The sequence below is a fragment of the Peribacillus alkalitolerans genome, from assembly GCF_010882125.1.
Classification (GTDB): domain Bacteria; phylum Bacillota; class Bacilli; order Bacillales; family DSM-1321; genus Bacillus_BN; species Bacillus_BN alkalitolerans.
The window spans coordinates 59588-82629 of the sequence record NZ_JAAGVZ010000013.1 but is presented as its reverse complement, the minus strand read 5'-3'; the positions used below and the strand labels follow the sequence as shown (position 1 = coordinate 82629).

Here is a 23042-nt window from a genome sequence, read left to right as displayed (position 1 = left end):
CGTCATTCCCCTTTCAAGATAATTGGATGGAAATATGTATTTGTCGTTTCTTTAATGATGTCTTCGCACTTTTTATCATAAGAAATGATGACACAAGTAGCAGGCCCACCTGATTGATGGATATCTAATTCACATTCTAATTCCAACGGTGAAAAATGAGTAAATTCCTCAGCAATCCCTTTCGACCCGACAGGGAGGATTTCATATATCCCTGTCAGATCCAACAATCGGCGAAATAGTGGTAATGGTAAAATCTCATTTCCCTGACTCAGAACTTCCTCTCCAACTAACGGTGAACCAATCACGGCATATGATGCAGAAGATGCTGTCACATCATTTCTTACTTCCTTTTTATGTACTTTACCGACCACCATTACTCCAAGGGCCGATTGCAGCAAAGTAAAATTGGATTCGCTACTGCCTGTGACAGGCATCTCCTTAAGACCGACTTGCATACAAACCTCTTCAGTAACTCTTTTAATCGGTTTCCAAATCAAAGGGTCAATAAAATTATGAACAACGACTGAAATAGGTGTCGCTCCGAACGCCATGCATTCCATAAGTGCTACTCGCAATGCAAATTCATACACAGCTTCGTAATCTGCTTTTACCACATCATGCTCTTTCATTCCGACCCCCGCGGAATTATCAACCGATAACACCAACCATTCCTCGTCTGAAAGTGGAATACATTGAACATCCCTCATCCTTTGATCTCGCCAGTTGCCACATATCGAGAAAAGATAGGACTTACTTTACGTATCAATAGATACGCACCGATGATATTAATGAAAGTACCTACCATTAATGGAGTAAGCAATGTGTAATAAAAAGTAGGACTGATTAAGAAATAAAACGGTAGAGGCGCTAAGAATGCATTCCCGATAAACATAGTCAAATAAGAAATTATTTTTAGCTTCTTGTATAGATAACCGAAAAGCATGACTAGACCCAACATCTCCAGACTTATCAGCCCATGGAACATCCCTAGAGGAAAACCAGCTAATAATGAAGACAAAATATGCCCCATCGCAGCCGTAACCCCACCAGCTATTGGTCCTAGCAATACCGCTGCGATCAGTGCAGGTAAACTATCTAGAGCAATGCTTCCCATAAAGGAAGGAATTTTAATCATAGCTCCGACCGTAGATAAAGAAATAAACATAACTGTCAAAACAGTCTTTTTTAGTTTTATATTGGTCATTGTTCTATTACCCCTTTAATGAAGTTGAAATTCCATACCAAATCAAGTTTGCTCGTTCACATTGTTCCATGGTCATTTGAAAGCATTTTCCGGAATCATCTCTCCATCTCCGTTGAAAAGCATCAACTGGTACAATTCCTTTTGTGATGTCCGTTCCAATAAGGACCATCCTTCTACCTGGCAATTCACGTTCCCAATTAAGCCAACCTTCCAAAAGATTACCCCATACTGCTAGTGGGGCTTGATCGGACTCGAGGATTGCTCGAACTATTTCTTCCAATCCTTCAATGACTGTAATTGGTTGGAATGAATCAGTTTGTTGGACTTTTTCTATCATATCCTTTTCATCATAAGCTGTTAACCAAGTATGGGGGGAAACCTCTAATTCGAATTTTTGGAAGGTCCACTTCCGTTTTCCATTAAACGCTCCACCGGTGATAAAATGCATCTCTTCCCCTCCCCTAAATCCTGTAATGTAAGTTGAATGGTATAGCCCGTTCCGTGTGACAGAGGAAAGTCCCAAAATGATTTTTTCTCTTTATCCAGAAGCGACAGAATATAGCGAAGTGAACCACCATGTGCGATAACTACGGTCTCCTTGATCTTTTCACTAATAATTCTATTACGAATCTGCTCCCATCCCGTTTCGACCCGTTGTTGAAATTGTTGAAAAGATTCTCCATTTGGGGTACTCATTTTGTCATAATTATCTAACCATTTTTGATAATGCTTATCCGCTTGTAACTCATCATGCGTTAACCCTTCCCAATCCCCAAAATGCATTTCCCGCAATCCTTGAACGGTCGAAATAGACTGAGAAGGAAACAAAATTGATGCAGTTTCCTTACATCTTTTCAAATCACTCGTAAAAATGAAAGTTGGATTAATGTGTGAGTATCCACATAATTCTCTTCTTCCCTGTTCACTTAATACTTCATCTGTCCATCCAAGATAAGCATTCTTCGCATTGGATTCGGTCAAGCCATGGCGTAGGAATGTAATAGCCACAATATCATCCATAAGTAGGTTTCTCCTCCTTCGATGCTCGCACCTAACGTATCACCTGTTAATCCATTAAACTCTCGTTTGATGAAGAAACTCGCCCATACGTAAAATAGTAAAATGGCTAACATTCCATAAATCAAGGGTTGGACAATCGGCCACCCAAGCCAAATGTAGCTTCCTCCTACTAATACTAAATTGTACAAGGCTATCACCCAAACATGTTTAGACCTTATAGATTGTGAGAATAAAGCAGCTAACCCTTCTTGTTTTGCTAGCCCTGGCCCCTTAATTAGCAACAGCAACATCATAGACCTTGATAAAAATGGAATGATGGCACTGAAAAAATAATAGTATGGACTCTCCACTAAAATCGTCTCATATATAAATAAGAATCGAGCCGCTAGCATGATAAGTAGAGATAGAACCGCAAACGTCCCAACCTGGGGATCCTTCATGATTTCTAGCCTTCTATCTTTGTCCCGAAAGGAAAAAAAGGCGTCACTACAATCAGCCCATCCATCTAAATGAAGTCCACCAGTTATGAAAATAAAATATATAAAAACGATAAATGCAATGGCGAGGGATGAAAATGGACTCCACTCTTGTAAAAAATACATCAATGTAGATGCAAGGATTCCTATTAGTAGTCCCACTATCGGCAAGATTAGCAAACTAGTTTTTAGACGTTGTTTTTCCATGGATATATTCTTGTTGATGGGTACGCTCGTGAAAAATTGCAGACAATGGATAAATCCGTCTATCAATACTTTCATTCCTCTAACACTCCTAATACCAGCTCACGAATGTAAGCCATATCAAGATGTTCTTGAACATGTGTCGCAAGTTCTTCATATCTTTTTTTTCTAAATTTAGCTAAAGGTACAACAGCCTTGGTAGGAAGCCCTTTCTTTTTACGTATACTGTTTAGCCATTCATTCCTGAAAACATCATTATTGAAAATATGGTGAAAATAGGTGCCAATGATTGCTCCATTGTTTAAACTAATCCCTTCATTCCCATCCGCCTGAAGGATAAAAGGAGGGACATTTCTAAGGACTTCTGTGACTCCTACATGAATCTCATATCCCTCGACCGGTATCGAAGGAAATCCTGAGTCAGGATGTAACGTACCTGTTGAACGGATCGTTTTTTTCTTAACATGAAATTCTGTTGTGATTGGTAAAACCCCAAATCCTTTAATGGAATAAGTAGGCTTTCCAGTATCTAGGCCACTGACATCCAACAATGTTTCACCTAACATTTGATAACCACCACAAATGCCGACCACTGTTCCACCAGAAGCTGCATGGTCTCTAATCATTTGATCCAAGCCTAATCCTTGAAGATGCTGCAGGTCTTGTATGGTGCTTCTCGTTCCCGGAAGGATGATGGCGTCTGGTTTCCCAAACTCTGATGGAGAGCTAATCCATCGAATGCGAACATCCTCTTCCTCTAAAAAAGGCTCCAGATCTGTATAGTTAGATACATATGGGAGTCGAATGATTCCAATCTCGATGGGCTTTACATCGGCTTTTTGAAACACCGTTTGAAGAGATAGAGAATCCTCACTTTCAATGCCATGGTTTTGTAAGTATGGAAGGACTCCGACTACTTTTACTCCCGTTTGTTCTTCAATCCAATGGATACCATTTTCAAACAGTGAAATGTCGCCACGAAATTTGTTGATGATGATTCCCTTTACTCTTTTACGTTCATCTTCGGAAAGTAATTGCAGCGTTCCTACTATACTAGCAAAAACCCCTCCCCGGTCAATGTCAGCAATTAAAATGACAGGAACATCTGCCAGCTCAGCGACCTTCATATTGACGAGTTCCCTTGATTTCAAATTAATTTCAACTGGGCTTCCTGCACCTTCCATTATGACCACGTCAAAATGTTCATCCAGATATGCTAAGCTTTTCCCAATGGCTTCTATTCCTTTTTCATAATAATTGTCACGGTATTCCCTACCATCCACATGGTCGACACTCTCTCCGAAAAAGATGATATCGGATTGCTGTTCACTTTTTGGTTTTAATAGAATGGGATTCATGAACACATTCCCTTCAACCCCGGCTGCTTCAGCTTGGACACCCTGTGCTCTTCCAATTTCCTTTCCATCTACTGTCACATAGGAGTTATTGGACATATTTTGTGATTTAAATGGTGACGTTTTATAGCCCCAATCGTGAAAAATCTTACATAAGGCAGTAGTAATTAAGCTTTTTCCTACATCAGAAGCAGTCCCCTGCAACATTACACCCTTCATTTAAGGACCAATCCTTTCATTAAAATAGGTACCCCGTGCTGGATTAAATAGGCTTGATTGGATATACCTACAATCTCTTGATGCAGCTTCCCCATAATCTTTACATATTGAAAAACAAGACCTTTATCCATAATAGGTTCATAGGATACCTCATTAGAAACTAATATCACTTTGGAACAATGCTTCTTTAAACTCTCAATCCCATGTAAAATGTGATTCATTTTTTCTTTTTGAAACTTCACCTTCATCCAATCCTCACTACCTTCAAACACTTCAGAAAATAATTCATTGTTTAACCAAGTCGTCATACAATCAAGGAGTACAAACGAATTTTCAGGGAGGTGATTGCACATTTCATGTATGTCCTTTGATTTTTCCCAGGTAATCCATGTATATCCGGAGAGTTCTCTGTCCAGTTGATGTTTTCTGATTCTTGATGACATCTCACCATCAGAATAGATGGAAGTTGCAATATAATGTGGGGTCTCACCTGTAGGTAGACTACTTGTTAATAGATTTTCTGCGAATGTACTTTTGCCGCTCCGGACTCCTCCAGTAATGAAAATTAACATTGTGCCCTCCACTTTTGTAAAACAGACAGTAATTGATTGTTTTCTTGCACCGTTTTGATTGCAAGTCGAATATATTCCCCTTCTAAACTAGTAAAATTATAGGTATGACGAGGAACAATCCCATTTTCTAGTAGAAAATGGACTAAGGTCTGAAGATCGTGTTTCTGCTTCTCTCTTAGCAAGTAAAAATTGACGGAGCTTTTCGATGTGACGAATGAAAGCTCCTCTAATGCCTGTGATAACCTGTTCCATTCCCTTGCAACAAATCGCTTTGATTCCAGCACATGGTGTCCGTCCTGTAAAAAATGGATTCCAAGATTCTGAGCTATGCTATTTACACTCCATGTAACCTGATGCTCTTTTATTTTTTGAATTAACTTCTCATTTCCGAGTAGATATCCTAAACGAACCCCAGCCATACTGTACATTTTCGTCATGGACCGTAAGATGATTAAATTAGGGTAGTCTTTTAAAAATTGGGACATAGATTGTGTATGTATTGAAAAATCAAAGAATGCTTCATCAATTATTAAAAGGATTCCTTCTTTTTGGGCTTCATGTGCCAATGACAATAACAGGTCTTTATCGTACGCCACTCCTGTAGGATTGTTTGGGTTACATAAAAATAAGGCAGCCTTTCCTTTTAACTGAATGACGAGTTCATCCCTATTAATATTCCATCCGGCTTCTTCGCTTAAAACGTAAGAGTGAACCTCGCAGTCATGCTGTAAACATACTTTTTTATATTCAGAAAAGGTTGGTTCCACGATTAGAACGTCCTTTCCTCTGAGAAGGGATTGAACGACGAGTTGTATGAGCTCTGCTGCTCCATTTCCTACTATAATATTGGGTAATGGTAAGTTCTCATGAATAGATAGGAGTTTCCTTAGCTCATAGCATTCTGGATCTGGATAATCGATTATCTTCTTCTGGAGCTCTTCCCATGTTTTAGAAGATAAATAAGGAGAGCCGATAGGATTGAGATTCACACTAAAATCTATGATGTGATCGGGTTGTTTTATTTTAAGCGACTGAAATAATCTAGAAGGATTTGATCCATGAGATGGTAAATTCAATGCAAATGCCCCCTATCCATAACAAAATAAAAAATGCCACAACCGTACGATGCATAATGACATTCATTACTTTTATATGATGTTTTTCAAGTATTTTGATTGGTATGCCTATTTTCGGCCTTATCGATGGAATTCCTTTATAACGATTGAACCCTCCAAGTTGAACTCCTAACAGGGCTGCTGCTGCAGATTCAAGCCAACCACTATTGGGACTTGGGTGATTTCTCGCATCCTTCAAAAATAGTAAAATAGCATTCTTCCTACTAATTTCCACAATTGGTTTATTGACAACCATCATCAACCAGCCTGAAATCCGACTTGGAATCCAATTAAGAACGTCATCGAGTTTCGCTGAAGCCCAGCCAAACTGTTCGTATTGTGCATTCCTATACCCCACCATAGCATCGCATGTATTAACGAGACGGTAAACAACAGCGAAAGGTGCTCCACCAATCAGTGTCCAAAACAATGGTGCGGTGATGGCATCACTCGTATTTTCCGAAATGGTTTCAACGGTCCCTCTCACTATCTCAGATTCTGGAAGACTGTTGGTATCCCGTCCGACAATCATCGATAGTTTGTAACGAGCCTGTTCTAAGTCACCACTAGATAGTGGAGTATATATTTCATTTGCTGCGTCCCTTAGACTTCTTTGAGCGATGGTGGTGAAAATGATTATTGATTCGAAAGTGATTCCTAAGACAGGATGGATGGAGTAAAACATTCTCACCAAGTACAAGGTGACGAAGTAGCTTATTAGGATTAGCACTACCACCATTACAATTCCTTTTCTTTTTCGATGACTTCCTTCATTTAGGTATTTATCAAAAAGATTTATCATTTTACCCATCCCGACGACTGGATGTGGCATCCACCTCGGGTCACCGATCATCCAATCTAAAAGGAGGGCAATACTTATAGCTATGCAATGTTCAATCATGGATATTTCGCCTTGTTTTGTAAGATTGAATTGATTTCCTTATACATTCGTACACACCTCTTCCAATACTTTGACCAATTGGTGTTATTGATCCACTGTATTGATAGTACGTCCCCTTTTGGGATGCAGCCAATAGGATGCTATCCGTTGAAGTACCTGTTGCAGATGTATTGGATACAGGATCCTTAATTCCTTCGTCAAAGAGAGCTTTCACTTTTGCCTCCGTAGCAGTCATCATCCCTTGGAGAAATGCTTCTTCTGAAAGGTTGCCTTCTACAAAGATCCAAACATTGATGGTTCCTGCCGTGACAGGATTACTTTTGACCTTTGCCGTCACATCCACTGCATTTCCAGTTCCAGCAGTTACAACAATATAAACTGAATGTTGCTCTTCATTCAATTCTATTACTGCAACATCCTCTAATTGGACTGCAGTCATCATCCCTATCGTTTCATTGAGGGAGAATCCTTCTTTGACAATGTAATTTTCCATATCCTTTTTTGGATTTTGACAGTCATAGTCTTTATGAACATGAAGATTAATGAATGTCCTGTTCCAACCAAAACCACCACCTAATAGGCTTGATGAAAGAGTTTTGTATGGTTCACGTGATTGGATCAATATTCTTTTTTCTGAAATATCTAAGCTTTCTTTAAGATCAAACAAACCATTGGTATCTGATTCGATTGAAGGTTGAACTGAAATTTGAGGCTTGGCGATCGTTGGATGCTGTTGTTTTATGACTTCAGTATTGTATACTTCATTAATACTGGATTGTTCCAACACATCTATTGGTGTCCCAACTGATACCACTCCTTGTTTATCCATTAAAAGGATGCGATCGCAATAAAGACTTGCCAAATTGATATCGTGGAAAATGGATAGAACCGTTAACTCATTCGACTGTGTATAAGATTTCAGGAAATCCAATAGGTTTTTTTGATGGGAAATATCAAGATGATTGGTTGGTTCATCCAGTAGTAACAGTTTTGGTTCTTGTGCTAGGGCTTGTGCTAAGAACACCCTTTGACGTTCCCCACCACTTAGTTCACCAAGTTGTTTATTTTTAAAGAGATAGGTGTCAGTTTGTTCCATAACGGTCCTAATGACCTCAAGGTCTTTACTTGACAGATGGTGGAATAACCCTTTTTGAAAAGGATATCTGCCGATGGACACCACTTCTTCAACCGTATAGTCAAAATAGGTATGCATCGTTTGCGGAAGTACAGCCAGCTTCCTACCAAGTTCTTTCGATGAAAATAATGTCAATGGGTTGCCTTCAAGAAGAACTGTACCCGCTGTTAATGGCAACACCCCACTTACTAGCTTAGCTAGCGTGGACTTGCCGCTTCCGTTTGGCCCTAAAATCCCAAAGAAATCCCCTTTATGGACGGAGAAGGAAACATTTTGTACGACCTCATGATTGTTGTACCCACCAGATATATTTTGAACTTGTAACAAAACTACCCTCTCCTTTCCTTTTTTCTTCTAAGTAAGATCAATCCAAAAACAGGTGCGCCAATAAGAGATGTAATGATTCCAATTGGTAATTCAGTTGGTGAAATAACGGTCCTCGATACTAAATCAGCCAAGATTAAGTAGGAGGCCCCTATTATCGATGATATCGGCAATAAAAGCTGGTGGTTCGTTCCCCAAATCATCCGGACCATGTGAGGAATCAAGAGTCCTACAAATCCAATCGTACCTGAGACAGAAACTGCAGCCCCCGTTAAAACCGAAGCTGAAATGAGGATGAAAAATTTCCGATGCTTCACATTCACTCCTAAATATTGTGCCTTCTCCTCCCCAAAGGACAAGGCATTCAATTCCTTTGTATTTAGGAGCATGAGAAGACTACCCACGAAGAAAAAAGGAGCAATAATCCATACGAATTGCCAACCCCTCATGGACACACTGCCCAGAAGCCATTGGATGATATGACGTAATTCTTCACCTGTAAGCGCAATCATTAATGATATAAACGAACCTAGAAATGAGCTAACAATGATTCCAGTCAGGATAATTGTTTCGATTTTCATCGTTTTTTCAATCATACGTGCGAAAATTAATACTAAAAAAATCGTTATGAGTCCGAAAATGATACTTACTACAGGTAGTGTAAGCATTCCTAGAAACGGAATTTGAATCCCAAAGAATAAGACACAGACTGCCCCTAGAGAAGCTCCCGATGAAATACCAAGTGTATATGGGTCAGCCAACGGATTTTGCAATAAACCTTGAAAAGCAGCACCTGAAATGGCAAGTGCTGCTCCTACTAATCCAGCTAGGATTACCCTAGGTAACCTGATATCCATTACAATGTTCACCATTGAAGAAGATACATGGTCAGGAAGCGGCATGGAAAACCATTCCGCCCCCATAATATAAATAATATCCTTGATTGAAACAGAAAATGTTCCAATGCTAATTCCAAGTGCCATTGCCATCAACAATAATGCGATGGAAATTGGATAGGCCCATTTTTGTTTATTTTTTGAAAATGTCTGGATAGATGGCTGAGGCAAGTTCCTCAACTCCTTCAATTAGTCTAGGACCTGGTCTTGTCACACGGTCGGCATCTACATTATAAACAGCTTTATTCTTGATCGCAGAAACCTCATCCCAACCTTTTCGGCTTAAGACTTGGTCTACAGGATTTTCCACATAACCTCCGTAAGTAGTGATGATAACTTGTGGATTCATTTGTATGTAGGCTTCTTCGGTTAATTGGATCCAGCCTTCTTGATCACCAGCAGCATTCTTCACATTGATGGAAGTCAAAATCTCATTCATGAATGTATTTTTACCTGTAGTATAAATTTCTGGTGATGGTGAAACTTCGACTACTACACTTTTCTGATCAGAAACGTTTGCTACCTTCTCTTTAATGTCTGCTAATTTAGCTTGCATATCTGTAACTAATTTTTCTGCTTCTGATTTTTTACCAGTTAATGTACCCATCGTCTCAATGGATGAATAAACTGTGTCAAAAGATTGTGCATCCTCTACTACAAACACTGGAATCCCAGCCTGACGAATCTGTTCTAAACCAGCCTCTGAATTATGTGCCCCTGAAGCATGTGCAAAAACAACATCCGGAGATAATGAAATGATCTTCTCTACATTAAATTCCATGCCACCAATTTTTTCTTTTTTAGTTGCCGCTTCTGGGTAGTTATCAAAATCAGAAACCCCAACAATTTCTTTATCTAAGTTTAATGCAAAAAGTATTTCTGTATTACTTGGAATTAATGAAACTATTTTTTCAGGCTTAGCATCAAGAGTTACCTCTTTCCCAATTCCGTCCGTTAACGTGACTGGGAACTCTGCTTTTTCTTCAACCTTTGATGTTTCTTCGTCAACTTTCTTCGTCTCCGTATCATTGCCACATGCAGCTAATAGTAAACTTGCTACTAGGACAAGGAGCATCCATAAACTAGAAATTTTTTTCATGATAAACCCTCCAACACTCTAATGTGGAGCTACTAAAAGGAAAAAATAAAAAACATCTCCTTTGAATTAAGGAGATGTTAGAAAACGGGTGTGTATTAATGGTATAAAAACATAATCTTAAGATTAATAAATTATACCGTTCTCTAACACCAAACCTATCCTCGTAGTGAAATTGGTGCTTTTTAAAAACAGGCAGGTCTCCTGGCTTATGATCAATGCTCCCTATTCCTTCCCGATTTCCATCAGTGGATTTATAGGTCACTCCCATATTACAGTGGCGGGACCGCGTTGGATTTTCACCAACTTCCCTTTTAAATGATATAACTCTATCATACCCGTTTTTTCCAATTTAGTTGTCCATCGATAATTTTACTATTTTCATTAATTTCTGTAAATGAATATTTTTCTACAAAAATAATTTTACAAAAAATGCCCATGAATTTTTCTTGAAATTCATGAGCGCTTTTTTTTACTTATACTTGCTCTGGATTGGTGAACTCCCTTTGTTTTAAAGAGCGTCTTTGCCAAGTAATCGTAATTAGTAAGGTTACAGATAATAAAATTAGACCGAGAATGAATGGATAAGTGATTTGAACATCATATAATAACCCCGCAAAGGTTGGTCCAAGAACATTTCCTATACTCATGTAAGCATTATTCATCCCCATCGCAAAACCTTGTTCGTTCCCAGCCAGTTTTGAAATCAAGGTATTGATTACCGGACGTAATATCGAAGTTGCTAGGAAAATAAGTAACGATATCCCAAAGAATAAAGCATAACTTGACGCAAAAATGGAAAGGAAGAAACCAATAGCTGCTACTGCTAAAAATAAATTCAATACGGCTACTTCACCAAAACGATTCACGACTTTGTCTACAACAAATAGTTGGACAATAACGCTAACGATGCCAGTTGATGTAACCATGAATGCAATTTGCTGTGGTGTTGCACCAAATTGATTGTCCACGAAAAGACCAAGAATAGATTCGTACGACATTAGACCAAAACTCATCACAAGTGTAATGACTAAAGGAATGAAGAATGGCATTTTTACAGAACGTCCGATTTTTCTTATCATGGTTTCGTTTTCTACTGTGACAGAGTTCATTGTTGCATCCTGCTGTACTCTACTTTCTTTCAGGACCACTACTGAAAAAATCACTGAAACAAGCGATACGATCGCGGAAATTAACAGTGGAGTTTTCAATCCAAAATCTGCCAGAAAACCTCCGATTCCAGGACCGATAACAATTCCTAGAGACATTGAAGCAGAGATAAAGCTATTCCCTTTAGCTCGTTGTTGAAGAGTAGTAATATCTGCCACATAAGCGAATATAGCAGGAATCAATAGCGCTGCACCAATCCCTCCGACCACACGGGAAAAATATAGCACCCAAATGGAGTTTGAACCCCAGAAAATGAACATGGAAATAGTCAAACCCGTTAATCCGTAAATAATCATTAATCTTCTACCATATTGATCGGCCCATTTTCCAGCAATCGGTGAAAAGATCAGCTGTGCTCCTGCAAATATAGCAATCATCAAACCAGCTGCTGCCCCACCTTGATTAATGGACTTTAAATAAGCCGGTAAGATAGGGATGATGATTCCGAAGCTTCCTATTGCAATAAACATATTAATCATTAATATTGTCATTTTTTTACGTTGATCTGCTGTCATGTTGTTTTTCCCCTCCCTTTAAACATAAAGCTCTACGAAAACAGCCATACACAAACAATAAAGCTTGCGGACTGTATTTCGTCCACAAGCTTTAAACATTTTATTTATAGAATACTTTATCTACATTGTATTTTGACTCAAGTTCGTTAATAATGTATGTTTCGTAAATTTCACGTTCCGTTGGATCTTCAACCACACAAACTTCGATTTTGTATACTTCGTCTCTGTGATTTTTAATAGGAGAAACATTGTCCTCGAAATGCTTTTTAATTCTTTGTCTTAATTTCCTTGCCTTGCCCACGAATAAAAGCTCATCATTTATGTTATAAAACATGAAGACTCCGCCTTTATCACGTGGAATTAGGTGGAAATCAATGAATCCATAAATGGAAGGAATCTCAATTTCATCATGTTTTGATTGCTTACGCTCTGTAATAGTAACATCCGGTGTAGGGATTTCAATTTTTATCACTATAGTCCACTTCCTCTTCTTCTGTAAATGTTAATACTATCACAATTCATCCTTAATTCCAATCTGATTTTTAAAGTTTCGAATTACCATACCTCTCGACTTGCTCATCCCTAATTTTTCATAATAAGGCTGTAAATTCTCATCACATAATAAATCAATCATATAAATTTCATTCAGTTCACCGATCATTCTTTTTACTAATTGTGCTCCTATACCTCTGTTTTGAAATTCCGGAAGAACCTCCAGTAAAGGAATATAAGCGGATAACACCCCATCACTGATAGCCGTAATGAAGCCAACCACACGATCTATCTCTTCATCAACCGCTAACACAACCTTATTACTATTTATTAATAATTTTAAATGTGTTTCCGGACTCGGTGGATTAGGCCATCCAACAAAAAATCCCTGTAATTGATCTGGAGAAACCCCTTCAAGTGAAACCTTATATTTCATAGTATTATCCACTCCGAAAATCTTATTTAAACACCAATTACGAATTCGACTTTTGCCTTCAATATCCTCTTACCTTACATAAATGTAAGGTACATGTAAGCAATTTCAATTCATCACAATTGGAAGATAACGTATATTCTCCTTATTAGACTTGCAAGGAGGCATTTTTCCATTGAAAGAGTTGAATATTCAATACTTCAGGATGATCAATGATTTAGGGAAAGAATATGAAGGTTTAAATCAAGTGTTTGTAGTTACGGCTGAATATACCGTTTATCTATTAGCACTTGCCCTTCTCATATTTTGGATTAAGGGTCGTGAACAGAACAGAATGATGGTCATGAGCGCTGTGGTTGCTTTTGGATTGGCTGAAGTAATCGGGAAGTTAGTCGGTTTATGTTATAGCAATTACCAACCATTTGCAGAATTAGCAGACGTCAATCAGCTGATAGAAAAAAGCGTCAATAATTCGTTTCCGAGTGATCATACTATTTTATTTTTTTCGGTCTGTTTTACTATTTGGCTGTTTAGAAAAATGGTTGGTTCTGTATTTGTCATCATTGCTGTTTGTGTCGGTCTTTCACGAATCGGTGTTGGAGTACATTATCCTGGCGATGTGTTGGTTGGAGCGGTTGTTGGTATTATTGCGGCGGTTATGTCTTATTGGGTAGTTCATAGGGTTGGGTTCTTTAGTTCGTTGTTGGATGCTTTTGAGAAAGGGATGACCGGGAAGTCGAAGGATGTCTCTTAATCATCGGCGAATATGGGAAGTGAGGATATCTTCTAATTTTAGCGGATATCCTAGGTTAACCGTGGATAAAGAATTATTAAAATGGATAAGTTCCAAATTAGATTGTTAACTGGAATTAAAAGTGGAAAAATTCGATTTTTCAAGAAAAAGTGTAGGATAAATTTTGAAAAGTGATGGATAAATATAGTGAAAGTGTCAGATAAATGGGGTCTAGAGTTTGAATTCTAGTTAAAGGAATGGATAAAACCAATTCTTTCTTATAACCAAACCATAAAAAATCAGCTCAACTTGCTTCAATGCTTGAGCTGATTTTCTCAGTTTTATTAGGTTAAATCATGCTAACGATAACAGACATTCCGATTTGCTAACTTATTTCAATGTTAAAAAAATATTAATACATTGCAGGTGTTTTTTTCTTACGTTTAGTAAAAAAGTAAATACTTAAAAGCCCCATTATCTTGAGGAAGCCTAAAGATACCTTATCAATTATCACTTTCATCCGTGGATTTTATTTTGTTCTGATATTTTTTATGTTCTGATAAATTTATCCATTCATCCCAAAATAAATATGCTTTTCCTTCTGAAACATAGGTTCTTGATCATAGAAATTCACTACAAAACAATTTTTTCCTGTTAATTCAATACTTCTTACATTCTCCATAATCAACTGATGTATATTTTGCTCTTCCCTCTCATGAAACCACAATCTCATTCCAATAAATGACTTCATTGCCCCTTCATCTATTGAATACTCCTTACAGGATAAACAAGTCCAAACATTTCGCTTGTTGTTGTCAGTTACACGTGAAAAATATCCTTTACAGGTGGAGCATGGAATTTTATTTTTAAAAAGCATACTTACCTCACTAAATTTTTTATAACAGTATAGTCAGAGATTTGAGCTTTCATGCTTAAAACTGAAATTGCAGATAAATGGGGAAGTTTATTTTTAGTAAAATGGAGTGCTGAAATTTGGTCACAAGTCTCGCTTTTTCATGTTAATGGGATTATTAGAGTAATAGAGTGTCATATGTAAAAATAAAAAAATTTTTAAAAACAAAACCTTGTAATCTAATCGGAATAGTTTATAATGAAGATAATTTTAAAAAATAAAACAAGACTGATTGGAATAACCAAAGGTCCTTAACAATTGTTAAGGACCTTTTTGTTTTTTTCATATTCTAATTAGGACTAAAATTGGAGGCGTTAAAGATGCGCAAGTTAATTATTTTTACTTCCATTGGTTTTTTAGCACAATTAATTGATGGGGCTCTAGGAATGGCATATGGAGTTACATCAACTACATTATTATTAACATTCGGAATACTCCCAGCGGTTGCCTCTGCATCCGTGCATTTAGCAGAAGTTGTTACAACAGCTACATCTGGCATCGCACATATTAAATTTGGAAATGTTGATAAACAAACGGTGCTGAGATTAATCATTCCAGGATCGATCGGAGCGTTTGTTGGAGCTTGTTTTTTAAGCAATCTCCCAGGGGATATAGTAAAACCATACATCGCTATTTTCCTCCTGCTACTTGGGGTGTATGTTCTTTTCCGATTTTTGTTTCAATTTACGAACTCGGCTCAAAATAAATCGATTGATTTGTCGCTTAAGCAGTCAATTCCTCTTGGTCTTATTGCAGGATTCGCAGATGCAACGGGTGGTGGAGGTTGGGGTCCAATCGCAACTCCAGTTTTATTATCAAAACAAGGCACGTCAGCTAGAAAAGTTGTAGGGACAGTTGATACGAGTGAATTTGCTATTGCAGTTTCAGCTACGCTTGGATTTTTTATTTCCTTAGGATGGGAGCAAGTGAATTGGTATTGGGTAGCTGCACTTATGCTTGGTGGAATTATCTCCGCCCCAATTGCAGCTTGGTTAGTAAGAAAACTTCCAGCTCATCTTTTAGGTGTTTTAGTTGGTGGATTAATTATTTTAACAAATTCACGAACACTCATTACTACATGGGTAGAAGATGCAAATTGGACTCCATACATTTATGCATTTATACTTATTGGCTGGATCTCTGCGATATATTATTCAATAAGGCGAAACAAAACATATCAAATACAAGAAATAAGTGCATAATGATTCATTCACACAGATAAGGGTCCATTATTGGGCCCTTTAATATTTGAATATTCCATAATTTCATTTATGTAAGAAGGCGGCAAAATAAGTATAAAGATGTGGAATAGAAGGCTGAAGAAATGGCTCGTACGAAAAACAGTCTGACTGACACCTTAACAGTCCTTCAATACTATTACATGGATATCATAAATCATATGAAGTCACCACTAGAAATCACCAAAACATAAAAAATGACAAAAAAAAGAGTCCTAAGTAAAAGGACAATAAACTCTTAAGACTCTTTTGATTATCTATTATCTATTATCAATCTTCTCCGGATATAGATCATGATTCATCATTCTATATTCAGCCATTTGTTCGAATTTCGTTCCAGGCTTCCCGTAGTTTGTGTATGGATCGATGGAGATTCCACCACGTGGCGTGAATTTGCCCCATACTTCGATGTAACGCGGGTCCATCAATTTGATTAGGTCTTTCATGATGATGTTCATGCAGTCTTCGTGGAAATCCCCATGGTTACGGAAGCTGAATAAATATAGCTTCAGAGATTTACTTTCAACCATTTTAATATCAGGAATGTAGCTGATATAGATCGTTGCGAAGTCTGGTTGTCCTGTAATTGGACATAAGCTTGTAAACTCTGGACAGTTGAATTTTACGAAATAATCCCTGTCTGGATGTTTGTTGTCAAATGTCTCAAGGATTTCTGGTGAGTATTCAAATAAATAGTTCACACCCTGGTTACCTAATAATGTGATATCTTGTAATTCATCATTTTTACGTCCTGCCATGTCTATCTCTCCTTAAACTCCCCGTTTATTGCCCCATACGAATGTATGTAGCTGAGGTAGCACTCTAACGTTTACTAGTTTTTCACTGGCCATCGTTTGATCGATGAGCCATTCATATTTTTTTATTAATTGCTGCATTAGCTTAGTAGAATCAGCTTCTTGTAAATCCTCATTCCCCACTTGAACAAAGAAAGGAATATGAGGGTAACGTTGGTGCACCTCTGTTGCATATTCCAGATCCTTGTCATCAAACACAACGACCTTCAAACTCACATTCTTAAATCGATCAGCAACCTGTAACTTTTCCAAGATTTCATCCAACATTCCAAAGTTAGTATTCATTGTAGAGCTTGGTGGTTTTGGTGAAATCGTTAAATCATCAATATCGACAAACCATTCCTGCCAACGACTTCCCTGTGTTTCAATTGCGACTTTCACACCTTTTTCATGAAGCAAATCTATCAATTCATTAAGATGTGTTAAAAGTGCAGGATTTCCACCTGAAATTGTGACATGACCAAATGAATTGCCACCAATTTTTCGGAGCTCTTCCCAAATTTGCTCAGACGTCATTTGTTCAATATCGTCTTTTCCACTTCCGTCCCATGTAAAGGCTGAATCACACCACGAGCAAGAGTAATCACAGCCAGCTGTTCGAACAAACATCGTTTTCTGACCAACGACCATTCCTTCACCTTGTACAGTTGGTCCAAAAATTTCTAAAACCGGAAACTTCTTCATGACTGTTTGGCTGCTTTCGGTCTGAATATTACATAGCTCGTTGGTGTTTCACGTAAAAAGATTTGCAAGCATTTTGGTTGATTTGGAAGTTGGTCCAGATGTGTCTGGATGATTTCGTACATTTTTCTTGCTGTCACTTCAGTTGTAGGAAAATCATTAGGGTTTTTATCGTTAAATACATCATGATGGTCATTCATGATTGTGTGATCAAATCTATCATGTAGTAATGTTTTTACATCTTTAAAATTGACGAGGAAACCTGATTCATCCAGATCATCACCCGCAATCGTTACATTGGCAAAGTAAGTATGCCCATGAATTTGCTGGCATTTACCAGCTGTTTCATGTGGGACATAGTGAGCAGCAGCAAAATGAAAGTCTTTATTTAATTCATATTGATAAGAATGTGAGACAACCGGATAGATTTGTTGAATCATTGGGTTGCACCTTCTTTTTCTGCTAAATATTCGTCCAGACCTCTTTTACGGAGTTTACAAGCCGGACATTCGCCACAACCGTCTCCTATGATTCCGTTATAGCATGTCAACGTTTTTTCACGTACAAATTCGAATGCTCCTAACTGATCAGCAAGCTCCCAAGTCTGTGCCTTGTTTAACCACATTAATGGGGTATCTAATACAAAATCATAAGCCATAGAAAGATTAAGTGTCACATTCAGTGATTTTATGAATACATCCCTGCAATCTGGATATCCGCTAAAATCAGTTTCACAAACACCTGTTACGATGTGCTTTGCTCCAACCTGTTTTGCCAGCACACCAGCAAATGAAAGGAAAAGCAGATTGCGGCCATCCACAAAAGTGTTTGGGACACTACCCTCAGATTCCTCTATTTCTATATCCCTAGTCAATGCATTTGGAGCTAATTGATTCAATAGGGACATATCTAAAATATGATGTTTTATATTTAATTCATTCGTAATAGTCTTTGCACATTCAATTTCTGCTTTATGACGTTGACCATAGTCAAACGTCACGGCAATGACCTCTTTAAATTCCTTCATTGCCCAAAATAAACAAGTTGTGCTATCTTGACCGCCGCTAAATACGACTACTGCTTTTTCATTCTTCATGTTTTTTCTTCCCTTCTATTCAAAAAAGAGAAGTCTTGAACTTACCCTATTAACACCAAAAGAAAACAGAAAAAAACCATACCTAAAGAAGATATCGTTCCTTCGTTAGTTTTTTATAGAGGGAGTTCACGAACCTCTCCTGCACAAATCAGTACAGAATTTCTACTTATAGTTTTACCTTGAACACTATAGCATATTTACGTTGTTAAGGAAATGGATAAATATTGTCACTGAAATTGAATAGAAAAACACGCCAACATCCACTATAGAAAGGAATAAATAATTAGGAGGTTTTGTTTTGAAACCGTTAACAGCTAAAGAATTAGAATATATTGTGGATTCAATGTCCAATGAGGATTTGCTGACAAAACAATGTGTAGCAGCAGCAGTCAGTTCTAGTAATCCAGCTGTACAGCAGCTTTGCCAACAACTTATAACGAAACACCAGCAGCATTATCAAGAACTGCTGTCAATGTTACAGGAGCATACTGCCATTGCACCAAAAACAGTTCAAGAAGCCGAACAACAATCTCAAATGCAAACCATGATGCAAAATCAGATGCAACAACAGCAAAACCAAGGAATCCAATCCCCTTTACAATAGGAGGCAATAAAAAATGAATCAGCATAATACCATATTAAAGGACGAAGATCTTGTATATACAATTCTTGCAGACTTAAAGCGAACTTCTTTTGAATATGCAATTGCCACTACAGAATCAAATTGTCCTGTTGTAAGACAGAAGTTCCAGTTATTATTGAATGATAGTCTTCAATTGCAGGGGCAGGTCTATAACTTTATGTCACAAAATAATATGTATAACACATCAGGTCCTGCCCTTAGTTCAGATATTTCAAAGCAGATTCAGGAGTATAGCCAGACAAAAACACAAACAAGCCAACTAATCCAACAAAATCTTCATTAATAAAGGCTGTTTTCGTAAAGTTAGTTGCTAATTTACAATGGAGTGGTTGATTTCCTCTCCAGGATGCTCGCTTTCAGCGGGACGGGCGGTGAGCCCCCTCTGCTCCTAATGCCTTTGGGGTTTCACCTGTCGCGCTGCTCCCGCAGGGGTCTCGCACCTTCCGCTCCAATCAACCTGTTTATAACTGTTTGTCTTAAAAAAACTAATTAAAAAACAACAATCTTTTAGAAAAGAGCTTTATAAAAAATACAAAGAACTCTGGAGAAAATCCAAGTTCTTTTTTGTTTGGATAAAATAAGTTGTTTTGAAAACTTTGTTTTATTTTCCAACCTATACGAATACATTTTTGTCTGACGCTCCCATTACAACGACATGACATGACTCTGTTGCAAACGGAGTTCTTATCCACTTTACCACGTTATTTTTACTAAGTTCATCGTAAGTCGTCCGAACTTCATCAAACAGGATTTCTACTTCCATAAAGTTTATATAAAGGTTATTACTTAATACTAATTCAGAACTTTCTCTATCTGGAAACTTTAATCCAATTTAAACCCAATTAATTTCATTAGAGCATACTATTTGCGTATTCCTTTTTTACGAAAGAAAGTACGTATATTGAGTATTTACCTTAGAGCTATTCGTCCTAATTGAGCCCTTTTATATTCTCTTTTTTTAACAGTATTTCTCCTTATTTTCGGACATTATAAATGAAGAGGGGTGATTAAATGGCAATAGCAGAAATCGGCAACACAATTTCTTTTATACGGGAAGGAGAAAATTTTGAGGGGGTCGTTAAGGTCATTAGAGAAAATTCTGTAATTGTTGAATTTGGTTATTCTAAAGAAAGAAACGCACCACTTACCACTGTCGTTAATCACAAAAACTATAAATTGAAAAAATAAAAAAGCGGGTAAAATGTCCGCTTTTTCTATTAATTATTTTGTTTTAAATGTCTTATAGCATCATTTTAATAAGATACGAAAAGACCAAATCTTAATGCGATTTGGTCTGCAAATTATATTGCCATTCATTGACGGATTTACTAAGAGAACCATTTTAAGGTATTAATAATATTTTCCCAGTACTTTTTCTGCTCTCCAACAACTTGTGTGCCTCTTGACCATTCTCCAAAGAAAATGTTGTAGGAGTTTCTATTTTCAGTTTCCCCTCACGAATCCATTGATAAAGTTGATTTGAACGATTAACTCTTTCTTCAAATGAGGTAAGGACATTCCATAGATCGCCACCAGTTAATGTTTTTGATGTATCCATGAGCATCCTTGGATCAACTGGTGCTGGATCGCCTCCTGCCATACCATAAAATACAACAGTACCTCCAATACGAGTTGATGCAAAGCTGTCATTCAATGTAGAACCTACTGACTCGTACACTACATCTACACCTTTTTCTTCTGTAATTTCCTTGATTTTTTCCACCCATGATTCTTCATACAAGAAAACATGTTCCGCTCCTGCCGATTGAGCAACTAAAGCTTTTTCTTTAGAGGAAGTTAGACCAATCACTTTCCCACCTGAAAGCTTTGCAATCTGAACGAGAAGCTGACCTACCCCTCCCGCCGCAGCATGAACAAGAACCCAATCTCCAGGGTTGATTGAATAACTATCAGTGGATAAATATAGAGCTGTCAGTCCTTGAAGAAAAACAGAAGATGCAATTTCAAAGGAAATGTCATCAGGTATTGGAATCGCTTTTTCAATAGGGACAGCAACTAGTTCAGAATTGGCAAATGGAACATCGGCAAAACCAATCCGATCCCCAACTTTGATATTAGTAACTTTTGAACCTACTTTTTCAACAACTCCAGCCCCTTCATACCCCAATATGTAAGGCGGTTCACCTACAAGATGATAGTTTCCTTTCCTTCTATAAACATCGGCAAAATTTAGGCCGATCGCCTTCATTCTTACCAGAATCTCATCAGGCTTAATGGTGGGATCGGGAATTTCACAACAATACAGGACTTCTGGTCCTCCAAACTTATTAAAAACTAATGCTTTCATGTCTTTACCTCTGTTTCAAATGTTAATGTAGCTAAATAGTAAATGAATCCTTGGCTCAACTCAAGTTTTTGGTTTCGTCTGTTGAGTTGGTTGTCTCCCTATTCTATTATTAGTGATATTAAAAGAACTAAGAGGGTAATAATGTATGAAATATATCGAAAAACAGCCTCCACTTGAGCTGGAACCATATATAAAATGTTTTTGGTACTTGAATCGTACATATAATGATGTGGATTCAGGGGAAATTCTTTGGCCAGATGGATGTCATGAAATGATTATTCATTATGGTAGTCAATATAAAAGCCAAGGTCAGACATTACCAACTGCCTGTTTAATTGGAACATTATCTAAATACCATTTCTTAGAGGGGAATGGTGAAATCCGATTATTTGGGATACGCTTTAAACCATGGGGATTAATACCAGTCCTCGAAGAAAAAATTAATTTGCTTAAGGATCAATTTTTACCATTGTCTATTCTTTTAAAAGGTATTGAAAATATTGAGAAAGAATTGGAAAAGGCTGAGTTAGAGGAAGGAATAGGAATCCTAAAAGGGTTTATATTAGAACGGTTCGATATCAATAAGATTGAAAAAGAACTTGAGTTTATTGAACTATTATCGAAGCTATATTCTAATCCCATTAATCAAGATGTACAGACTGTTATAAAAGAAAGCCACTATTCCCCAAGACAATTTGAAAGAAAATGTTCTGATCTTATCGGTTTATCTGCCAAAAAGCTAAGTAAAGTAGCGCGATTCAATCAAGTGCGTCTAAAACTATTCTTTAATCCATCATTGGATTTGCATGATTGTATGAATGAATTTGGATACTTCGACTACTCGCATTTCTCAAAGGATTTTAAAGAAAGACTTGGCTTAACTCCAAATGAATATAAAAAATGGATGTTGGATCGAAGTAAAAAGATAGATACTTCGAACAAGAATGTCGTTTTTTTACAAGATGAATCTTTAAAACCTTGATAGAATTCAAATTGCAAAGACAAAATGAGGAGGAAAATATAATGATCAAAAAAATAGCAACAGTAGCAGTTTATGTTGAAGACCAACAAAAGGCAAAAGATTTTTGGACAAACAAGGTTGGATTTGAAGTCAATGCGGAATTCCCGATGGGTCCTAATGCATCTTGGCTAGAGGTCGCTCCTAAAGGTGCAGACTCACACTTAGTTATTTATCCTAAATCCATGATGCCAAATTGGAATGAACTGAAAGCTTCGATCGTTTTTGAATGTGAAGACGTTCTTGGTACTTACGAAACGATGAAATCAAATGGTGTGGAATTTATCGAAGAGCCAAAAGAAATGCAGTGGGGTACCTTCGTACAGTTTAAAGACGAAGACGGAAATCAGTATATTATGAAGGGCTAGAAATTATAAAAAGTAGTGAATTTCTTTTTTGGAAATCCACTACTTTTCTTGTTGTAAAATTTCATTTTTTATCTTTTCGATAAAATCCGTTTAAACCTGCTT

General features: G+C 37.4%; 28 protein-coding genes, 1 pseudogene and 2 riboswitches. Of the genes and pseudogenes, 7 read left to right on the top strand and 22 right to left on the bottom strand.

The features are described 5' to 3' along the window. Positions 1–2: 2 nt before the first annotated feature. The 15 genes from G3O09_RS15430 to G3O09_RS15360 all read right to left on the bottom strand — a co-directional run bounded on the left by G3O09_RS15430 (position 3) and on the right by G3O09_RS15360 (position 13130). Complete coding sequence (locus G3O09_RS15430; protein ID WP_163102383.1) at positions 3–629, bottom strand: ATPase; 627 nt, start codon at positions 627–629, stop codon at positions 3–5. Positions 630–703: 74 nt separating this feature from the next. Then, a complete protein-coding gene (locus G3O09_RS15425; protein ID WP_163102382.1) occupies positions 704–1204 on the bottom strand; it encodes an ECF transporter S component in 501 nt (166 codons plus the stop codon). A gap of 7 nt (positions 1205–1211) precedes the next feature. Next, a complete protein-coding gene (locus G3O09_RS15420; RefSeq protein WP_163102381.1) occupies positions 1212–1652 on the bottom strand; it encodes a bifunctional adenosylcobinamide kinase/adenosylcobinamide-phosphate guanylyltransferase in 441 nt (146 codons plus the stop codon). Continuing rightward, complete coding sequence (locus tag G3O09_RS15415) at positions 1586–2224, bottom strand: histidine phosphatase family protein (RefSeq protein WP_163102380.1); 639 nt, start codon at positions 2222–2224, stop codon at positions 1586–1588. The genes G3O09_RS15420 and G3O09_RS15415 overlap by 67 nt, the downstream gene beginning before the upstream one ends. After that, positions 2182–2982 (bottom strand): adenosylcobinamide-GDP ribazoletransferase, encoded by an 801-nt coding sequence (cobS, locus tag G3O09_RS15410; RefSeq protein WP_163102379.1) that lies wholly within the window; start codon positions 2980–2982, stop codon positions 2182–2184. The genes G3O09_RS15415 and cobS overlap by 43 nt, the downstream gene beginning before the upstream one ends. After that, complete coding sequence (locus tag G3O09_RS15405) at positions 2979–4478, bottom strand: cobyric acid synthase (RefSeq protein ID WP_163102378.1); 1500 nt, start codon at positions 4476–4478, stop codon at positions 2979–2981. Before G3O09_RS15405 ends, cobS begins: the two co-directional genes overlap by 4 nt. Continuing rightward, entirely contained in the window at positions 4475–5050 is a 576-nt protein-coding gene (locus G3O09_RS15400; protein WP_163102377.1) for a bifunctional adenosylcobinamide kinase/adenosylcobinamide-phosphate guanylyltransferase, read from the bottom strand. Before G3O09_RS15400 ends, G3O09_RS15405 begins: the two co-directional genes overlap by 4 nt. Further along, on the bottom strand, positions 5044–6126 hold the full coding sequence (cobD, locus tag G3O09_RS15395) for a threonine-phosphate decarboxylase CobD (RefSeq protein WP_163102376.1): 1083 nt from the start codon (positions 6124–6126) through the stop codon (positions 5044–5046). Before cobD ends, G3O09_RS15400 begins: the two co-directional genes overlap by 7 nt. Continuing rightward, positions 6092–7066, bottom strand: a complete 975-nt coding sequence (gene cbiB, locus G3O09_RS15390; protein WP_163102375.1) for an adenosylcobinamide-phosphate synthase CbiB — start codon at positions 7064–7066, stop codon at positions 6092–6094. Before cbiB ends, cobD begins: the two co-directional genes overlap by 35 nt. Beyond that, positions 7059–8528: an adenosylcobinamide amidohydrolase gene (locus tag G3O09_RS15385; protein WP_163102374.1), complete on the bottom strand. Its 1470-nt coding sequence runs from the start codon at positions 8526–8528 to the stop codon at positions 7059–7061. The genes cbiB and G3O09_RS15385 overlap by 8 nt, the downstream gene beginning before the upstream one ends. Positions 8529–8530: 2 nt before the next feature. Next, positions 8531–9592, bottom strand: a complete 1062-nt coding sequence (locus G3O09_RS15380) for a FecCD family ABC transporter permease (RefSeq protein WP_240338458.1) — start codon at positions 9590–9592, stop codon at positions 8531–8533. Further along, on the bottom strand, positions 9555–10520 hold the full coding sequence (locus G3O09_RS15375) for an ABC transporter substrate-binding protein (protein ID WP_163102373.1): 966 nt from the start codon (positions 10518–10520) through the stop codon (positions 9555–9557). Before G3O09_RS15375 ends, G3O09_RS15380 begins: the two co-directional genes overlap by 38 nt. A gap of 174 nt (positions 10521–10694) precedes the next feature. Then, a riboswitch (cobalamin riboswitch) is annotated at positions 10695–10874 on the bottom strand. 119 nt (positions 10875–10993) lie between these two features. Then, positions 10994–12202: an MFS transporter gene (locus G3O09_RS15370; RefSeq protein WP_163102372.1), complete on the bottom strand. Its 1209-nt coding sequence runs from the start codon at positions 12200–12202 to the stop codon at positions 10994–10996. Between the two features lie 100 nt (positions 12203–12302). Continuing rightward, a complete protein-coding gene (locus G3O09_RS15365; RefSeq protein ID WP_163102371.1) occupies positions 12303–12674 on the bottom strand; it encodes a nucleotide excision repair endonuclease in 372 nt (123 codons plus the stop codon). A 39-nt stretch (positions 12675–12713) separates the two neighbouring features. Further along, entirely contained in the window at positions 12714–13130 is a 417-nt protein-coding gene (locus tag G3O09_RS15360) for a GNAT family N-acetyltransferase (RefSeq protein ID WP_163102370.1), read from the bottom strand. A 202-nt stretch (positions 13131–13332) separates the two neighbouring features. On the opposite strand from G3O09_RS15360, the gene G3O09_RS15355 reads away from it, so the two are divergent. Next, positions 13333–13881: an undecaprenyl-diphosphatase gene (locus G3O09_RS15355; protein ID WP_163102420.1), complete on the top strand. Its 549-nt coding sequence runs from the start codon at positions 13333–13335 to the stop codon at positions 13879–13881. 544 nt (positions 13882–14425) lie between these two features. On the opposite strand, the gene G3O09_RS15350 is transcribed toward G3O09_RS15355, so the two are convergent. Continuing rightward, on the bottom strand, positions 14426–14611 hold the full coding sequence (locus tag G3O09_RS15350) for a hypothetical protein (RefSeq protein ID WP_163102369.1): 186 nt from the start codon (positions 14609–14611) through the stop codon (positions 14426–14428). 482 nt (positions 14612–15093) lie between these two features. Between G3O09_RS15350 and G3O09_RS15345 the strand changes: the two genes are divergently transcribed. Further along, on the top strand, positions 15094–15975 hold the full coding sequence (locus tag G3O09_RS15345) for a sulfite exporter TauE/SafE family protein (RefSeq protein WP_163102368.1): 882 nt from the start codon (positions 15094–15096) through the stop codon (positions 15973–15975). Between the two features lie 296 nt (positions 15976–16271). Here G3O09_RS15345 and queF read toward each other — a convergent pair whose 3' ends face one another. The 4 genes from queF to queC are packed head-to-tail and all read right to left on the bottom strand — an operon-like array spanning position 16272 to position 18603. After that, positions 16272–16769, bottom strand: a complete 498-nt coding sequence (gene queF / locus G3O09_RS15340) for a preQ(1) synthase (protein WP_163102367.1) — start codon at positions 16767–16769, stop codon at positions 16272–16274. Positions 16770–16781: 12 nt separating this feature from the next. After that, on the bottom strand, positions 16782–17510 hold the full coding sequence (gene queE / locus G3O09_RS15335; RefSeq protein ID WP_163102366.1) for a 7-carboxy-7-deazaguanine synthase QueE: 729 nt from the start codon (positions 17508–17510) through the stop codon (positions 16782–16784). Continuing rightward, complete coding sequence (locus G3O09_RS15330) at positions 17507–17947, bottom strand: 6-pyruvoyl trahydropterin synthase family protein (RefSeq protein ID WP_163102365.1); 441 nt, start codon at positions 17945–17947, stop codon at positions 17507–17509. The genes queE and G3O09_RS15330 overlap by 4 nt, the downstream gene beginning before the upstream one ends. Continuing rightward, complete coding sequence (gene queC / locus G3O09_RS15325; protein ID WP_163102364.1) at positions 17944–18603, bottom strand: 7-cyano-7-deazaguanine synthase QueC; 660 nt, start codon at positions 18601–18603, stop codon at positions 17944–17946. The genes G3O09_RS15330 and queC overlap by 4 nt, the downstream gene beginning before the upstream one ends. A gap of 99 nt (positions 18604–18702) precedes the next feature. Next, positions 18703–18746, bottom strand: a riboswitch (PreQ1 riboswitch). 155 nt (positions 18747–18901) lie between these two features. On the opposite strand from queC, the gene G3O09_RS15320 reads away from it, so the two are divergent. After that, complete coding sequence (locus G3O09_RS15320) at positions 18902–19207, top strand: hypothetical protein (RefSeq protein ID WP_240338462.1); 306 nt, start codon at positions 18902–18904, stop codon at positions 19205–19207. 13 nt (positions 19208–19220) lie between these two features. Continuing rightward, on the top strand, positions 19221–19529 hold the full coding sequence (locus G3O09_RS15315) for a spore coat protein (RefSeq protein ID WP_163102363.1): 309 nt from the start codon (positions 19221–19223) through the stop codon (positions 19527–19529). Between the two features lie 330 nt (positions 19530–19859). Here G3O09_RS15315 and G3O09_RS22530 read toward each other — a convergent pair. Beyond that, positions 19860–20078, bottom strand: a pseudogene (locus G3O09_RS22530) (hypothetical protein); the annotation flags it as partial. A 179-nt stretch (positions 20079–20257) separates the two neighbouring features. On the opposite strand from G3O09_RS22530, the gene G3O09_RS15310 reads away from it, so the two are divergent. Further along, on the top strand, positions 20258–20434 hold the full coding sequence (locus G3O09_RS15310) for a DUF2187 family protein (protein ID WP_163102362.1): 177 nt from the start codon (positions 20258–20260) through the stop codon (positions 20432–20434). A gap of 154 nt (positions 20435–20588) precedes the next feature. Here the strand turns inward: G3O09_RS15310 and G3O09_RS15305 are convergent, their stop codons facing one another. Continuing rightward, positions 20589–21554, bottom strand: coding sequence for a quinone oxidoreductase family protein (locus G3O09_RS15305; protein WP_163102361.1), 966 nt, complete (start codon positions 21552–21554; stop codon positions 20589–20591). Between the two features lie 145 nt (positions 21555–21699). On the opposite strand from G3O09_RS15305, the gene G3O09_RS15300 reads away from it, so the two are divergent. Continuing rightward, positions 21700–22536, top strand: a complete 837-nt coding sequence (locus tag G3O09_RS15300) for an AraC family transcriptional regulator (RefSeq protein WP_163102360.1) — start codon at positions 21700–21702, stop codon at positions 22534–22536. A gap of 41 nt (positions 22537–22577) precedes the next feature. Next, positions 22578–22940 (top strand): VOC family protein, encoded by a 363-nt coding sequence (locus tag G3O09_RS15295; protein ID WP_163102359.1) that lies wholly within the window; start codon positions 22578–22580, stop codon positions 22938–22940. Positions 22941–23042: the final 102 nt, after the last annotated feature.

Bases quoted from the DNA above. Each gene is read 5' to 3' on its own strand.
- G3O09_RS15425 (WP_163102382.1), bottom strand. From the start codon at position 1,204: ATGACCAATATAAAACTAAAAAAGACTGTTTTGACAGTTATGTTTATT.
- G3O09_RS15355 (WP_163102420.1), top strand. From the start codon at position 13,333: ATGATCAATGATTTAGGGAAAGAATATGAAGGTTTAAATCAAGTGTTT.
- G3O09_RS15345 (WP_163102368.1), top strand. From the start codon at position 15,094: ATGCGCAAGTTAATTATTTTTACTTCCATTGGTTTTTTAGCACAATTA.
- G3O09_RS15360 (WP_163102370.1), bottom strand. From the start codon at position 13,130: ATGAAATATAAGGTTTCACTTGAAGGGGTTTCTCCAGATCAATTACAG.
- G3O09_RS15330 (WP_163102365.1), bottom strand. From the start codon at position 17,947: ATGATTCAACAAATCTATCCGGTTGTCTCACATTCTTATCAATATGAA.
- G3O09_RS15300 (WP_163102360.1), top strand. From the start codon at position 21,700: ATGAAATATATCGAAAAACAGCCTCCACTTGAGCTGGAACCATATATA.
- cbiB (WP_163102375.1), bottom strand. From the start codon at position 7,066: ATGATTGAACATTGCATAGCTATAAGTATTGCCCTCCTTTTAGATTGG.
- cobS (WP_163102379.1), bottom strand. From the start codon at position 2,982: ATGAAAGTATTGATAGACGGATTTATCCATTGTCTGCAATTTTTCACG.
- G3O09_RS15405 (WP_163102378.1), bottom strand. From the start codon at position 4,478: ATGAAGGGTGTAATGTTGCAGGGGACTGCTTCTGATGTAGGAAAAAGC.
- G3O09_RS15420 (WP_163102381.1), bottom strand. From the start codon at position 1,652: ATGCATTTTATCACCGGTGGAGCGTTTAATGGAAAACGGAAGTGGACC.
- G3O09_RS15430 (WP_163102383.1), bottom strand. From the start codon at position 629: ATGAAAGAGCATGATGTGGTAAAAGCAGATTACGAAGCTGTGTATGAA.
- G3O09_RS15305 (WP_163102361.1), bottom strand. From the start codon at position 21,554: ATGAAAGCATTAGTTTTTAATAAGTTTGGAGGACCAGAAGTCCTGTAT.
- G3O09_RS15370 (WP_163102372.1), bottom strand. From the start codon at position 12,202: ATGACAGCAGATCAACGTAAAAAAATGACAATATTAATGATTAATATG.
- G3O09_RS15400 (WP_163102377.1), bottom strand. From the start codon at position 5,050: ATGTTAATTTTCATTACTGGAGGAGTCCGGAGCGGCAAAAGTACATTC.
- G3O09_RS15415 (WP_163102380.1), bottom strand. From the start codon at position 2,224: ATGGATGATATTGTGGCTATTACATTCCTACGCCATGGCTTGACCGAA.
- queC (WP_163102364.1), bottom strand. From the start codon at position 18,603: ATGAAGAATGAAAAAGCAGTAGTCGTATTTAGCGGCGGTCAAGATAGC.
- queE (WP_163102366.1), bottom strand. From the start codon at position 17,510: ATGAAGAAGTTTCCGGTTTTAGAAATTTTTGGACCAACTGTACAAGGT.
- G3O09_RS15310 (WP_163102362.1), top strand. From the start codon at position 20,258: ATGGCAATAGCAGAAATCGGCAACACAATTTCTTTTATACGGGAAGGA.
- queF (WP_163102367.1), bottom strand. From the start codon at position 16,769: ATGGCAGGACGTAAAAATGATGAATTACAAGATATCACATTATTAGGT.
- G3O09_RS15350 (WP_163102369.1), bottom strand. From the start codon at position 14,611: ATGAAGTCATTTATTGGAATGAGATTGTGGTTTCATGAGAGGGAAGAG.
- G3O09_RS15295 (WP_163102359.1), top strand. From the start codon at position 22,578: ATGATCAAAAAAATAGCAACAGTAGCAGTTTATGTTGAAGACCAACAA.
- G3O09_RS15315 (WP_163102363.1), top strand. From the start codon at position 19,221: ATGAATCAGCATAATACCATATTAAAGGACGAAGATCTTGTATATACA.
- G3O09_RS15375 (WP_163102373.1), bottom strand. From the start codon at position 10,520: ATGAAAAAAATTTCTAGTTTATGGATGCTCCTTGTCCTAGTAGCAAGT.